15 protein-coding genes are annotated in these 13,683 nt (G+C 65.0%); 5 read left to right on the forward strand and 10 right to left on the reverse strand.

What is annotated here, in order from left to right; translation table 11 throughout:
* Positions 1 to 22 precede the first annotated feature (22 nt).
* Entirely contained in the window at positions 23 to 1,003 is a 981-nt protein-coding gene (locus EDE08_RS27810) for a helix-turn-helix transcriptional regulator (RefSeq protein WP_131872030.1), read from the reverse strand.
* 85 nt (positions 1,004 to 1,088) lie between these two features.
* On the opposite strand from EDE08_RS27810, the gene EDE08_RS27815 reads away from it, so the two are divergent.
* Positions 1,089 to 1,733 carry a glutathione S-transferase family protein gene (locus tag EDE08_RS27815; protein ID WP_131872029.1) on the forward strand — a complete coding sequence of 215 codons (645 nt, stop codon included), beginning with the start codon at positions 1,089 to 1,091 and terminating at the stop codon, positions 1,731 to 1,733.
* Between the two features lie 217 nt (positions 1,734 to 1,950).
* Here the strand turns inward: EDE08_RS27815 and EDE08_RS27820 are convergent, their stop codons facing one another.
* A complete protein-coding gene (locus EDE08_RS27820) occupies positions 1,951 to 2,736 on the reverse strand; it encodes an enoyl-CoA hydratase/isomerase family protein (protein WP_131872028.1) in 786 nt (261 codons plus the stop codon).
* A gap of 84 nt (positions 2,737 to 2,820) precedes the next feature.
* Complete coding sequence (locus tag EDE08_RS27825) at positions 2,821 to 4,266, reverse strand: TAXI family TRAP transporter solute-binding subunit (RefSeq protein WP_131872027.1); 1,446 nt, start codon at positions 4,264 to 4,266, stop codon at positions 2,821 to 2,823.
* 389 nt (positions 4,267 to 4,655) lie between these two features.
* Here EDE08_RS27825 and EDE08_RS27830 point away from each other — a divergent pair, with 389 nt between their 5' ends.
* The gene (locus EDE08_RS27830) at positions 4,656 to 5,003 is read left to right on the forward strand and encodes a DUF3307 domain-containing protein (RefSeq protein WP_050995144.1); all 348 of its coding nucleotides are present in this window, start codon (positions 4,656 to 4,658) and stop codon (positions 5,001 to 5,003) included.
* Positions 5,004 to 5,244: 241 nt separating this feature from the next.
* Positions 5,245 to 5,643, forward strand: a complete 399-nt coding sequence (locus tag EDE08_RS38630) for a hypothetical protein (protein WP_165936230.1) — start codon at positions 5,245 to 5,247, stop codon at positions 5,641 to 5,643.
* Here EDE08_RS38630 and EDE08_RS27840 read toward each other — a convergent pair.
* Positions 5,640 to 5,954: a YkgJ family cysteine cluster protein gene (locus EDE08_RS27840; RefSeq protein ID WP_165936231.1), complete on the reverse strand. Its 315-nt coding sequence runs from the start codon at positions 5,952 to 5,954 to the stop codon at positions 5,640 to 5,642. The two genes, EDE08_RS38630 and EDE08_RS27840, sit on opposite strands and share 4 nt — an antisense overlap.
* Positions 5,955 to 5,959: 5 nt before the next feature.
* Positions 5,960 to 6,658: a helix-turn-helix transcriptional regulator gene (locus EDE08_RS27845; RefSeq protein WP_131872024.1), complete on the reverse strand. Its 699-nt coding sequence runs from the start codon at positions 6,656 to 6,658 to the stop codon at positions 5,960 to 5,962.
* Positions 6,659 to 6,784: 126 nt separating this feature from the next.
* Here EDE08_RS27845 and EDE08_RS27850 point away from each other — a divergent pair, with 126 nt between their 5' ends.
* Both EDE08_RS27850 and EDE08_RS27855 read left to right on the forward strand, forming a co-directional pair.
* Positions 6,785 to 7,060 carry a hypothetical protein gene (locus EDE08_RS27850; RefSeq protein ID WP_131872023.1) on the forward strand — a complete coding sequence of 92 codons (276 nt, stop codon included), beginning with the start codon at positions 6,785 to 6,787 and terminating at the stop codon, positions 7,058 to 7,060.
* A gap of 38 nt (positions 7,061 to 7,098) precedes the next feature.
* A complete protein-coding gene (locus EDE08_RS27855) occupies positions 7,099 to 7,827 on the forward strand; it encodes a glutathione S-transferase family protein (protein WP_035669661.1) in 729 nt (242 codons plus the stop codon).
* Positions 7,828 to 8,028: 201 nt separating this feature from the next.
* On the opposite strand, the gene EDE08_RS27860 is transcribed toward EDE08_RS27855, so the two are convergent.
* The 5 genes from EDE08_RS27860 to EDE08_RS27880 all read right to left on the reverse strand — a co-directional run bounded on the left by EDE08_RS27860 (position 8,029) and on the right by EDE08_RS27880 (position 13,594).
* Entirely contained in the window at positions 8,029 to 9,180 is a 1,152-nt protein-coding gene (locus EDE08_RS27860) for an ABC transporter substrate-binding protein (protein ID WP_131872022.1), read from the reverse strand.
* Between the two features lie 91 nt (positions 9,181 to 9,271).
* Positions 9,272 to 9,691, reverse strand: a complete 420-nt coding sequence (locus EDE08_RS27865) for an acyl-CoA thioesterase (RefSeq protein WP_131872021.1) — start codon at positions 9,689 to 9,691, stop codon at positions 9,272 to 9,274.
* A 207-nt stretch (positions 9,692 to 9,898) separates the two neighbouring features.
* The gene (locus EDE08_RS27870) at positions 9,899 to 10,660 is read right to left on the reverse strand and encodes an SDR family NAD(P)-dependent oxidoreductase (RefSeq protein ID WP_028180698.1); all 762 of its coding nucleotides are present in this window, start codon (positions 10,658 to 10,660) and stop codon (positions 9,899 to 9,901) included.
* A gap of 230 nt (positions 10,661 to 10,890) precedes the next feature.
* Positions 10,891 to 12,774, reverse strand: a complete 1,884-nt coding sequence (locus tag EDE08_RS27875; RefSeq protein ID WP_131872020.1) for a feruloyl-CoA synthase — start codon at positions 12,772 to 12,774, stop codon at positions 10,891 to 10,893.
* A gap of 10 nt (positions 12,775 to 12,784) precedes the next feature.
* Positions 12,785 to 13,594: a crotonase/enoyl-CoA hydratase family protein gene (locus EDE08_RS27880; protein WP_131872019.1), complete on the reverse strand. Its 810-nt coding sequence runs from the start codon at positions 13,592 to 13,594 to the stop codon at positions 12,785 to 12,787.
* Positions 13,595 to 13,683 lie beyond the last annotated feature (89 nt).

The following is a 13,683-nucleotide window of genomic DNA, read 5'->3' on the forward strand; positions in this document are numbered from 1 at the left end:
GCTGCGACAAAGTGTGCTGCCGTCAGGCCTTTCGCACCGTGCGATAGCGCGCAGCCATCGCTTGCGTCAGCTCCGCCATCTTGTCGCGGAGATCGGCGGGCTCCAGCACTTCGGCCTCGGGTCCGAGCCGCAGCAATTCCGCCGCGGCGTGCCACGACGTCTTGCCGACCGGGATTCGCGCAATGCGCCAGCCATCGGCATCTATGGTCTCGTCAAGCTGCGTGCGCGCCTTGACATAGGGCTGGCTCAGCGCGTCGAGCAGTTTGACGCCGAACGGCGACAGCCGCACGATCGCGACATTGGGATGCATCTCGGCTTCCAGGCGCAGCGTCGCGGCCTGCCAATAGGCGCCGAGATCGAAGCCGGCGGGCCTGTCGAAGCGGTCGCCGAGCGCCGTGCAGTCGAGCACGCGCGCGACGCGATAGGTACGCACGCTGCCGTCGACCTGGCCGGCGAGATACCAGCTGCCGCCCTTCAGCACGAGGCCGAGCGGAGCGACGCGGCGTTGCTTCTCCGCGCGCCAGCTCTGGTAGCGGATCCTGATCAGCGTCCCGCGCAGCACGGCGCCGGCGATGGCGCGCAGGTGCTTTGGGTCTTCCGCCTCGCCGAACCAGCCCGGTGCGTCCAGATGAAAACGCTCCTGCATCCGGCCGGCGTCTTCGCGCAGAGTCTCGGGCAGGGCAGCCATCAGCTTGTTCTGCGCGGCGATCATCGCGGCGTCGAGCCCGAGCGCCGCCGCAGGGCCGGGCAATCCCGCCAGGAACAGCGCGCCCGCCTCGCTCTGCGACAGGCCGTTCAGCCGCACGCGATAGCCGTCGAGCAGGCGATAGCCGCCTTCGGCGCCGCGGTCGGCGTAAACGGGAACGCCGGACGCCGCGAGCGCATCGATGTCGCGGTAGATCGTGCGCACCGAAACTTCGCAGGCCTCCGCGAGCGCGGGCGCGGTGACCCGTCCCCTGGCCTGGAGGGTGGTGAGGATCGACAGCATCCGGCTCGCGCGCATGATCCCTTAAACCATACCTGACAGAAGATGTCAGGTATGGTCCGCTACAAGCAGCCCAGCGCCAGCCGGCGAGAGGGAGACTGCCATGACCGATCCGAGCCACATCACGCTGTATTATTCGCCGCAGACGCGCGCCACCGGCACGCGGGTGCTGCTGGAGGAGCTGGGCGCTCCTTACGATCTCCACGTTCTCAACATGAAGGCCGGCGAGCAGCGTAAGCCCGCCTATCTCGCCATCAACCCGCTTGGCAAGGTGCCGGCGATCCGCCACGGCGAGGCGCTGGTGACGGAGCAGGTCGCCATCACCATCTATCTCGCCGACCTGTTTCCGCAGGCCGGCCTCACGCCCGCCCTGAACGATCCGCTGCGTGGCCCCTATCTGCGCTGGATCGCATATTACGGATCGTCGTTCGAGCCGGCCCTGATCGACAAGTTCATGCAGCGCGAGCCGGCGCCGATCACGCAATCGCCCTATGCCGATTATGACACCATGCTGGGCGCGCTCGAGGCACAGCTGTCGAAGGGCCCATATCTGCTCGGCGAGCGCATGACGGCCGCCGACGTGCTCTGGGGCGTCGCCTTCAGCTGGACGATGATGTTCGGCATCGTGCCGAAGAAGGACGTGTTCGTTCGTTATGCCGAACGCATGACGGCGCGGCCGGCGTTCCAGCGGATCAATGCGGCGGATGCGGAGATGGCGGCGCAGCATGCCAAGGCGGTTGGGGGCTGAGCGAGAGCTCCATATTCGGTGTCGTCCCGGGCAAGCGGCAGCGCAGACCCGGGATCCATAACCACAGGAAGATGTTTTGCGAAGACTCGGAGTGACCAGTTTCTCTCCACAACCACCCCCTGTGGCTATGGATCCCGGATCGGCGCTCCGCTTCGCTTCGCTTGTCCGGGACGACAATGGAGTGTGAGGCGCCTCCTCGTACTCCCTGACCGGCCACTCAAAACCGTGGTGCCCGCTTCTCCGCAAACGCCTTGATGCCTTCCTTGATCTCGTCGCCCCGCATGCTGTCGCGGTGGCGCTGGTCGGCGGCGGCTTCATCGAACTCGCCGTGGGCGAACTCGTTGATGGCGCGCTTCATGCCGCGCATCGCCTGCGGGGCGTTGCCGGCGAGGACGCCAGCGAGCTTGTCGACTTCCTCGTCCAGGCATTCCACCGGCACCATCGCGGTGAGATAGCCGATGCGCAGCATCTCCGGCGCGCCGATCTTCTGTGCGGTCAGGAACAGTTTCTTCGCATTGTCTACGCCGAGACGCGTCACGTAGCGTTTGATACCGCTCGGGTAATAATGCAGCCCAAGCCGCGCCGCCGGCATGAACATTTCGGCGGTATCGACGCCGATCCGGAAATCGCAGGCGAGGGCGAGGTCGGTCGCGCCGCCATAGACGCCGCCGTTGAGCCGGCAGATGGTCGGTACGCCCAAATCCTCCAGCCGGTTGACGACCACCTCGAAAGCCGAGCCCGCGCTCTGCTGCTCGCTCGCGCTGACCGCGCGCTCCGCCACCGAATTGAGATCGTAGCCCGCGGAGAAGGCGCGTCCGGTGCCGGTCAGCACCAGCACGCGAATATCGGGATCGGCCTCGACCCGGTCGAACAGTCTCGTCAGCTCGCCGAGATCCTCCGCCTGGAGCCGGTTGAGATGTTTCGGTCGATTGAGGCGGATGGTGGCGCGTGCGCCGGTGATCTCGATCAGGGGGCCGGTGGCTGCCTCGGCGGTGTCCGACATTCTCGTCTCCATTGTCGGCGCCAAAGTGCCCGCCCGGGCGGAGACCGTCAACGACGGTGCGGGCTGTTTCATCCGGACGGTGGATCAGGCGCTCTGGGCGGTCTTCACCACCACGACATTGCTGTCATCCGGCTGGGCCGGGCCAACGTCGCGCACCGTCTTGTCGGCTTCGCCGGCATGACGTTTCAGATAGTCGCGGCGCATGCCGATCTCGTCGCGGACGAATTCGTAGCCGAGCTTGAAGGTGTCGAGCCCGTCGGTACTGATCGTGCCGTCTCTGAGGCCGATAACGGCGCCGCGCAAGATGGCCTCCAGCTCGTCCTGGAGACATTCGAGCTGGTCCAGCGAGTGGGCATGCTCGATCCGCTCGCCGATGTCGAGGATGGCGGTGGAGAGCTCGCTGGCCTTCTCCGGCGCGATCCTCGTGATCTTGGCGTAGATCGCCGCGAAGATCGAACCGATGATGCTGAGCGCGGCAACGCCCACATACATCAGATCGCTGTACTTGTCGATGAACGACTTGGTGTCGTCGTTGATGTAATCGGCGGCGCCCCGGTGCGCGATCACGAACGCATCCTTCTCGACGGACGCGGGTTCTATCCTGGTGGCGAAGCCGTTGTCGAGGCCGAGCGCGGACTTGTTCTCGTAGATGATACGCGCGAGCTCGCCTGCCGTCGTCGGGGACATTCTCGATTGTGCGACCAGGAGCCATTCGAGCCCGATCGTGTCGAGATCGTCGTCGGGAATTTGCGGCGATGTCGACAACGTGCCTGCCGTCAGTGTCTCGCCGGAGATGCCCGGGAATTTGCGGGCCAGCATCTTCGCTTCGTCGATCGCGTTCAGCGTGAAGCCGCCGCGTCTGGCGACTTGCTCATAGGATTTGTCCCTGACGGCCCTGGAGGCGTGGACGACGGCGACCACCGCGCCAAAGCCGTTCGGCGGGGCAAACAGCCTGTCGAGCGTTGCGCCCCGCGGCGCCATCTGGACCCTCGCAGCCTCGGGGCCGTCCGGGACCTCGAGGATGCTGCGGACGAAGGCGAGCGAGGCTTCGTTCTCGGCGACGACCGCGACTTTCTTCTTCCTGAGCTCGGAGAGGGACTTGATCTTCTTGTTGCCGGGTCCGAGCAGCAGCACGAGATCATGCTCGAGGATCGCGAGCGTGCGCGCGCGCAGCGGCACCTTGGAGTCGCTGCGCAGGACGGCGAGGTCAGCCTGCTTGCGGTCGAATTGGGCGAGCGCCTTGGCGTTATCCGCGTTGTTGACGATCTCGATCCGGACGCGGGAGCCGTTGTCCTTCACCACAGTGGCGAGCTTGGCCGCGAATAGCGCTTCGTCACTGTTGGGAGCACCGACGGCGAAGGTCAGCGTCTCCGAATTGTGCAGCAAGGCGCGACCGCCCCAGACGGTGGCGAGCGACAACAGCAGGGTCAGCACGACGTACAGGAAAACCTGCTGCTGGTTTGTCTTGATCACTTTGGGGCGCCGGGGCGGCGGTTCGGTCGGCGATGAGGTGGGGCCTTCAGTACTCATGGCAGCACCTGGCCTTAATCTCGGATGGCGGTCGGCTCGCGGCGGGCGCCCTGCAGTTCGTAAATGTCTGAAAAAAGAAAGATATTCTCTGTCGCCGATGATAGCGCGACGGTAACAGAACGCAAATTTCGAGCCGGAGGTAACCGGACGCGACACGTCCGCGGCGATCGGTCATCCTATCACCAGTTAGCCACACTTGGCGATTTTCCGGTTCCCCCGGCTGCATTCCGCCGCTGGAAATGTCATAAATCGCGCGTCCCGGCGATTTGACCGGTCCAAGAAGAAGTTGCGCTGAACGCTCCAATTCTTCTCGTCACGTCAATGAGGGCGTCAGCTTGTCGTTTCCACCCATGTCATCGGCGATTCCGGTTGAAGCGCTCATTGGCTGGATGTTGCTGCTCACCTTCAAGCACATCATCGCCGATTTCGTTCTCCAGACCGCTTGGATGGCGCACGGCAAGGACCAGAAGCATGGCTGGGCCCTGCCGCTTCTGGTGCACTGCCTGATCCACCTTGCCGTTGCGCTGCCGCTGATCCTGATCGTGGCGCCGAGATTCTGGTTCGTGGCGCTGATCGACTTCGCGATCCACATCACGATCGACCGCGCCAAGGGGTTCGTCTCCGCCAATTTCGGCGTCGACCTCGCGCATCCCTGGTTCTGGACCCTGATAGGCGTCGACCAGGCGCTGCATCACCTGACCGGCTTCGGCCTCTCCATCTTCATGGCGGCGAACTGACTGCTGCGCATCTGTCATTCCGGGGCGGTCCGCAGGACCGAACCCGGAATCTCGAGATTCTCAGGTGCGCAACTGCGCACCGTAGTTCTCGCTTCGCGACCCCGGAATGACGGCAATCTGCAATGCCTCCCGCCTCTGATTCGCGGCCGGGGCGCAATCATCCCGGGTGACTACCGGCCGGTGTGGTTAACCTTTCGTTAGAGAATTACGCTGCATCTTCCTGACACGAGGGAGAACTGCAATGTTTTCAAGCCGCGACACCTTTGAAAGCGATTTCTGCCCGGTCCGCGACGAGCTCCTTGGCGAAATGTATCGCGCCAGCGAGAGTGGGCTGCCGAGGCTGGTTGAGAGTGTTTCCCCTGACGTGCGCGCCAGGCTGGCGCTGTTCTGCTATCGCCGCAGCCATTTGCATTCGCTGGCGGTCGCGATTGCGGCAAGCTGCAGCGAGCGCGACCTGGTCGAGAACGGCGGCCGCGTCGGCTCGACGCTCTATGCGCTGTCGCGGGAACGCGCGACGAAATCCTCGCCGTCGCTGTCGGGCGGCCGCAAGCCGATCACGCTGTCGACCAAGCCGCTCTCGGTGCTCGCACCGCTCGATGACGAGCTCGACGACGAGATCAGCGAAGCGGTGCCCGCCTAAGCGGCCTCTATCATCGGCAAGCCGAACTTCCGGCGTGCCATCGCGCATTCGGCGTCGCCCGGAATGCAGGTGCGGCACACCTCCGGCCGTACGTCATAGATGGCGCAGGCCGTCATCTTTCCGATCTCTCCCTGCAACGCCGAGCAGCGATCACCCTCGCAGCGCATGCCGGACTGGCGCGCATTGACCAGCCCTTCGGGAATCGCGGCGAGTTCCTCGTCGCTCTCGATCGAGAAGCGCGGCCAGTTTTGCGAATAGCCGCAGCAGGCGCCGCAACCCTGGCAACAACTCGACAGGTCGATCTCTTCCATCGTCCTCACGTGTCCTTTGGCGGACCCCAGACCAGGCTCTGCCGCCATCTGGCGCGCAGCACGTCGCGCCGTTCCGGATATTTCTCGTCGAGATAGGTCGCCTCGACCACGCGGTCGGTGCGGAAGCTGCGGAAGTCGCCGCGCAGCTCGCACCAGGCCGCCAGCAGCCGCACGGCTTCGAGATAGCCGACCGAGATCGGCCAGATCATGCGCTCGCTGGGACGACCCTGCTCGTCGCGATAGCGTAGCATGATCTTCCTGCCTTCGTGGATCTGGGTGCGGGTGCGCGCCATGTCCAGGCGGTCCGGCTCCCTGTTCCAGCTCGGCCGCGCCCGGCTCGCCGGCTCCAGCACGAAAGGCCGCAGGCGCTCAGGCACGGTGTCGGCGATCTTGGCCATCAAGTCTTCGGCCGCGCGCGCCAGCGTGGAATCGGCGTGTCCGGCGACCCATTGCGCGCCCAGCACCGCCGCCTCGATCTCGTCGGGTGTCAGCATGAGCGGCGGGAGGTCAAAGCCCTTCTCCAGGATGTAACCCATGCCGGCTTCGCCGCGGATCGGCACGCGCTGGCCGATCAGCGTCGCGATGTCGCGATAGATCGTACGCTTCGAGGTCTCGAGCTCGGCCGCGATCGCGTCCGCCGTCAGCGGCTTCCGCGTGCGCCTCAGCACCTGGATGATTTGAAACAGCCGGTCTGCGCGTCTCATGACAGGTCCCTTGTCGCTGTTTTTTTCCGGTGGTCTCTTCAGAAGGCGGCGCGCGGCTGCTGACAGGATGTTGGCAGCAGGGGAGTTCTATACCGGGACAACACATCGACTGAAGAGGATTTGTCCATGATCATTCCAACCCATTTCGGCCCGGCCGGCCCGTTGTGGCGGAGCCAGCCTTTCCAGGTTCGGGCGTGGCAGGCTTGGGCATTCCGCCGCCTCGTTTCGCTTGATGTCATGGTCGTCGACCTCCGCCTTGCGCTCGCGACCGCCGTGACGCGTTCGCTGGTCCATGCCGCGGATGCGCTGGTCCGCTACGTGATGGGCCGCGCCTGGCGAGGGGCCCGCTTCGCAGAAGATATCACGGCTGCTGCCACCATGGTGGCAGCAGCCGGCCGCTAGGTTCCTTCCACTCGTTCGACAGGTTCAGGAGAGCCCGCATGATCACGCTTTACGGCTTTGGCGCCGGCTTCGGCCTGCCGGAAATCAGCCCCTTCGTCACCAAGACGGAGGTGCAGCTCAAGATGGCGGGGCTGCCTTACCGGAAGGAGCGGGCGATGCCGCCCGCGTCCCCCAAGGGTCAGCTGCCCTTCATCGACGACGGCGGCGAGGCGGTGGCCGATTCCACCTTCATCCGCGCCCATATCGAGCGCCGCTACGGCTTCGATTTCGACGCAGGACTTTCGTTGCAGGAACGCGCGCAGGCCTGGGCGTTCGAGCGCATGATCGAGCATCACGTCTATTGGGCGCTGGTCGGCGCGCGCTGGGTCGATCCGGTCAATTTCGCCAAGGGGCCCGCGCATTTCTTCGACGGCGCGCCGGAGCACAACCGCGAGAAGCTGCGCGAGGATGCGCAATTCCGGGTCGCCGAGAACTATCTGCTCTCCGGCCTCGGCCGCCATGCGCCGGACGACGACGTCGATCTCGCGGTGCGCTCGCTGTTCGCGCTCTCGGTGCAGCTCGGCGACAAGGCGTACTTGATGGGCAGCAAGCCCTGCGGCGTCGATGCCACCGCTTTCGGCATGCTCGCCGGCGTTCTCTCGCCGTTCTTCGAATCGGCTTTGCGCGAGCGCGCCGAGGGATTTCCAAACCTCACCGCCTATGTCGACCGCATGATGGACAATTACTATCCGGAGTTCGCCTGGACCCCGCTGCGGCAGGCGGCGTAGCGTTCGGCTGTTGCAGCGACGGGCGCTGAACCTTCCACATCGTCATGCCCGGGCTTGTCCCGGGCATCCACGTTCTTTGGATCGGGCGGAAAGGCGTGGATGGCCGGGACAAGCCCGGCCATGACGAGCTGAGAGTCCGGAGCAAAACAAAAAAAGCCGGCCCACCGGGCCGGCTCTCGTCGTCTCAAATCCTCGCCGCGCCTACTTCACCAGCATGTACTTGCCGTCCTTCACCGTGAGCAGGATGCGCGAGCGCTCGTCGAGGCCGTAGCGGTCCTTTTCGGTGAAGTTGTAGACGCCCTGGCTCGCCGCCAGCTCCTTCTCCGTCAGCAGCGCCTGACGAATGGCTTCGCGGAATTCCGGCGTGCCGGGTTTTGCGGTTTTCAGCGCCGTCGGGATCACGCGCTTGAGGATTTCGAACGCGTCGTAGGAATGGCCGGCGAACTGGCTGCGGCTGTTCGCGCCATATTTGGCTTCATAGGCCGAGTTCAATGCGAGGCCCGGCTTCTTGGTCAGCGCGGTGTCCGGCTGGTCCTCGGGGTCCATGACGGGCCCGGAGGCCATCAGCACGCCCTCCGCCGCTTTGCCGGCGATGCGGATGAAGTCCATGCTGGCAGCACCGTGGGTCTGGTAGATCAGGCCCTTGTAGCCGCGTTCGCGCAGTTCGGTCTGCGGCAGCGCGGCCGCGGTGCCGGACGCCCCGACCAGGATCGCGTCCGGATTGGCGGCGACGAGCTTCAGCACCTGTCCGGTCACCGAAGTGTCCGGACGGGCAAAGCGCTCCTCGTCGACGATGGTCATGCCCATCGGCACGGCCTGGGCCTTGAGGTCGTTGAACCAGAGGTCGCCGTAGGAATCGGAATAGCCGATATAGCCGAGCGTCTTCACGCCCTTGGACTTCATGTGATCGTACAGCACCTTGCCCACGATCGGAATCGGCTGCGGCATCGCGACCGACCACTTCATGCGCTCGGGCGTGATCGGGAACGGCGCGAGGCCGAAATGCGGGATACCGGCCTCGTTGGCGACGTTGGAGACCGCGATGGTCGGCGGCGTCAGGGCCGAGCCCATGATGATGTCGGCCTTGGACTCGGTCACGAAGCGGCGGGCGTTGGTGGTCGCGGTGGTGGGATCGCCGCCGTCGTCGAGCACGATCACCTTCAGCGGCACGCCGCCGATCTCCTTCGGCACGAATTCCAGCGCATTGCGCTCGGGAATGCCGAGGGCTGCGCCCGGGCCGGTCGTGGTGGTGGTGATGCCGATGGTGATTTCGCTGGTCTGGGCCAGCGCAGGCAATGCCGGCAGCGCCAGCGCGGCCGCGGTGATGGCAGCGGTCAAATAAAAACGTTTCATCTATTCCTCCCTTGACGTGTTTCTTTGAAAGCAGAAATCGGGGGGTAATTCAGCCCCCTCTTTTGGTGATGCGGCGATTTAGCTCCGGGCTCTAGCTCTCCGTGAATTTGGCTACCATTTCCGCCGGAAACGGTGCCGATTTCAGCTTGTCGGGGTTAACGGGGTCGCGGCCGACAAGGACGCGGGTCTCGAACCCCTCGATCGCCAGCGCCTCGCCCTTGTAGACGTTGTGCTTCACCTCGAAGCTCGAGCGCTTGATGCTCTCGATTTTGGTTTCGATGATGATCCAGTCGCCATAGGTCGAGGGGATGTAGAACTTGGCTCGCGTGTCGACCATGGGAATACCCACCAGGCCATATTTGCGGACCAGGTCCTGCTTGGAGAAGCCGGCGACCTCGAACAGGGTCGAGGTCGAATCGTCGAACATCGCGAAATAGCGCGGGTAATAGACGATGTTGGCGGGGTCGCAATCGCCCCACTGGATCTGGACCTTGCGCCGGTTCACGAACATAAGTTATGCATCCACTAGCGCTGTGACACACCTCTCCCGGAGGGAGAGGTCGAATTGCGCCTTGCGATGCGCAGCATCGTCAAGAGCAATTCGGGTGAGGGAGTACGGCCTCTCGATAGGGCAGGGCCCCTCACCCGGCGCTGCGCGCCGACCTCTCCCAATGGGAGAGGTAAGGTCGAGGTCGCTGTTGTAATCCCGATCATCGATTTACTTCGGCGCCATGCGCAGCGAGCCGTCGAGGCGCACCACTTCGCCGTTCAGGTAGGCGTTCTCGACCATGTGCAGCGCGAGCGCGGCGAACTCGTCGGCATTGCCGAGCCGGCGCGGGAACGGGATCGCCGCGGCGAGCGAGTCCTGGGCTTCCTGCGGAAGGTTGGCCAGCAGCGGCGTGAGGAACAGGCCGGGCGCGATCGTCAGCACGCGGACGCCGAACTGCGCGAGCTCGCGAGCGATCGGCAGCGTCATGCCGACGATGCCGCCCTTGGACGCCGAATAGGCCGACTGGCCGATCTGGCCGTCATAGGCGGCGACGGAGGCGGTGTTGATGATGACGCCGCGTTCGCCGGTCGCCTGCGGCTCGAGCTTGGACATCTCGGTCGCAGCAAGGCGCAGCATGTTGAAGGTGCCGATCAGGTTGACCTTGATCACCTTGTCGAAATCGGCGAGCGCCATCGGGCCGTCGCGGCCGACCACGCGCTTGGCAACGCCGATGCCGGCGCAATTGACCAGCACGCGGGCCGGGCCGTGGGCCTTCGTCGCCTGCGCGATCGCGGCTTCAGCGGAGGCGGCATCGGAGACGTCGCAGGTCACGGCGACGCCCTTGATCTCGGCGGCGACGGTTTCCGCGAGCTTGGCATTGAGATCGAACACCGCGACCTTGGCGCCCTGCGCCGCGAGTTTTCGCGCAGTGGCAGCGCCAAGCCCCGATGCGCCGCCGGTCACGATGGCTGCCTGATCCTTCAACAACATGGCGTTCTCCTTTGAGCGTTCTTAGGTGCGACCGGATCGGCCGGTCTGCTCCCTCTCCCCGTTCTTACGGGGAGAGGGTTGGGGTGAGGGGCTTGCTTCCGCGAATGCGGTGGCAGTGGGACTCGCGGCGGCTCCCCCTCACCCGAATTTGCGCGCTGCGCAAATTCGACCTCTCCCCGCAAGCGGGACGAGGTGAAGAAAGAGCCGACTGGTTCATTCTAATTGTCATGTTACCCGACCGACATCACACGGTTCGATGGATTGGCAGCGTAGAGCTCCTCGATCAGCTCGCCGCGATGCTCCAGCACCGCGCGCTGATTGATCGAGCCCTTGTCGGTGACCTCGCCCTTGTCGATCGACAGCGGCGTGTCCATCAGGATCGCGCGCGTGATCCGCGTCGAGGAGCCGGTGGCCTGGCTGAGGAAACGGGTCAGGCGCTCGCGAAACGCCTCGCGCACCAGCCGGTCGCGCGTGGCGACGACGAGATCGTCGGTCGGCAGCGTCGGGTTGATCAGCCGGCAGCCGTCGAGATCGAGCACCACGAGCGCGGAAATCTCGTCACGGTTGATGCCGGCGATGACGACGTCGCGCACCAGCGGCGCGCAGGCCGCAACGAAGCGCGCCCGCAGCGGGCCGACGCTGACCCAGGTGCCGCTGGCGAGCTTGAAGTCTTCGCCGATGCGGCCGTCGAAATCGAAGCCGGCGTTGAGATCATCAGGATCGGCCGGCTTGAGCGCATCGCCGAGTTTGTAGAAGCCTTCCTCGTCGAAGGATTTCGCGGTGATGTCGGGCTGGCGCCAGTAGCCGGGCATCACGTTCGGCCCCTTGCAGCGGACCTCCAGCTTGCCGTTGTTCGGCACCAGCTTGGCGTCGTTGCCCGAGACCGGCAGGCCGACATGGCCGGATCGGCTGGTGCGCGGATTGACCGACATGAAGAACGGCGCAGTCTCGGTCGCGCCGAGACCCGTCAGCATCGGCACGCGGTAGCCCTTTTCCTTCACCGCGAGCTCGTCGAGGCTGTCCCAGACGAAGGGCGACAGCGCCGCGCCCGAGAAGAACATCGCGTGCAGCCGGTCGAAGAACTTGGCGCGCAGGCCCTGGTCGTCGCGCAGATACGGCAGCAGCGATTCATAGCCTTTCGGCACGTTGAAATAGACCGTGGGCGAAATCTCCTGGAGATTGCGCACGGTCTCCTCGATGCCGCCGGGCATCGGCTTGCCGGCGTCCAGATACATCGAGCCGCCATTGTAGAGCGTCAGTCCGATATTGTGGTTGCCGCCGAAGGTGTGGTTCCAGGGCAGCCAGTCGATGATGACCGGCGGCTCGTCCTTGAGGAAGGCGAGCGTCTCGCGCAGCATCACCTGGTTGGCGCAGATCATGCGCTGGGTGTTGATGACGGCCTTGGGGTTGCCGGTCGAGCCCGAGGTCAGCAGGAATTTTGCGATCGTGTCGGGGCCGATCCGGCCGTGGACGTCGTCGAGATCGCCGCGGAGCGGCGTTGCCATGAGGTCGGCGAGCAGGGTGACGTCGCGGCCCGGCACGTGGCCATAGGACGCGGCGATCTCGGTGCCGAGTGAGACATTGGCGGTGAGTGCGTCGGCGAACTTGTCGGCATCCTCGGCGAAGACGAGGCCGGGCGTCAGCAGCTTCATCAGGTAAGACAGCTTGCCGTAATCCTTCGACACCAGCGAATAGGCCGGCGACACCGGACAGAACGGAACGCCCGCATAGAACGCGCCGAAGGCGAGCAGGGCATGGTCGATCGAATTGCCGGAGAGGATGACGACCGGGCGCTCTGCGGACAATCCGCGCGCAATCAGGCTCGAGGCGATGTGCCGGCTCGCGGTGAGCAGCTCGGCATAGGTGATCTTGCGCCAGGAGCGGCCGCCTTCGCGCTCGGCCATGAAGACGCGGTCCGGCGTCGTCGTCGCCCAGTGATGCAGGCGATCGGTGATGCGGACGGGATAGTCGCCGAGCGGCTGCTTCGGCCTGAGGTAGATCGTGCCGTCGTCGCGGCGCTCGACGTTGACGGCGGGATCGCCGAACGAGATCGGCCGCAGCGGGAAAGTGCTCGCGCCGCGCTCCGTGCTGGAAGAGGACGGCTGTGCGCTCATGACTTTGCGCTCATGATTTGGGCTTTACCTTCGCGGTCTTGTGTTCGAGGAACTCGCGGATCCGGCGCTTGGCCTCCTTGTCGCTCTGCGCGACGGTGGCCATCAGCGATTCCATCAACAAACCCGTCTGCGGATTGGCCTCCGCGATCATCGGCAGCGCTTGGAGCACGGCGAAATTGGTCAGCGGCGCGTTGGAGGCGATCTTGGTCGCAAGCTCCAGCGCCTTGCCGAGCCCGTTGCCGGCTTCCGTCAGATATTGCGCGAAGCCGTAGGATGCGCCCTCGGTCGCGCTATAGACGCGCCCGGTCAGCATCATGTCCATCATCCTGGCGACGCCGATCAGGCGCGGCAGCCGCACCGAGCCGCCGCCGCCGACGAAGATGCCGCGCTGTCCCTCCGGCAGCGCGAAATAGGTCGAGGGCTCGGCGACGCGGATATGCGCGGCGCAGGCAAGCTCGAGCCCGCCGCCGATCACGGCGCCCCGGAGCGCCGCGATCACGGGCACGCGGCTGTACTGGATGCGGTCGAACACCCGGTGCCACATCTGGGAATGGAGCAGGCCGCCGGTCGCGTCATGCTCGGTCAATTCGGAGAGGTCGAGGCCTGAGGAGAAATGGTCGCCGATGCCGTGGATCACGACCGCGCCGATGTCCTCGGGCAGGGACGCAAAACACTCGCCGATTTCCAGGATGATGCCGTCATTGAGCGCATTGCGCTTGGCCGGCCGGTTCAGACCCACGGTCAGAACCCGGTCCGCCCGCTCGATCTTCAACAGCCCGGCGGTGCCCGCGTCCGCGGTCTCGGCGTTTCCCTGTGTCATTTGCGTCCTTGTCAGAATAGTTATGTTGTATAACGAATTCTGGGGGAGTCAAGGAGGGGCGTCGTCGCGGGTCGGATGGAAAAGGCGCC

The organism is Bradyrhizobium sp. R2.2-H (assembly GCF_004346455.1).
Taxonomy (GTDB): Bacteria; Pseudomonadota; Alphaproteobacteria; order Rhizobiales; family Xanthobacteraceae; genus Bradyrhizobium; species Bradyrhizobium diversitatis.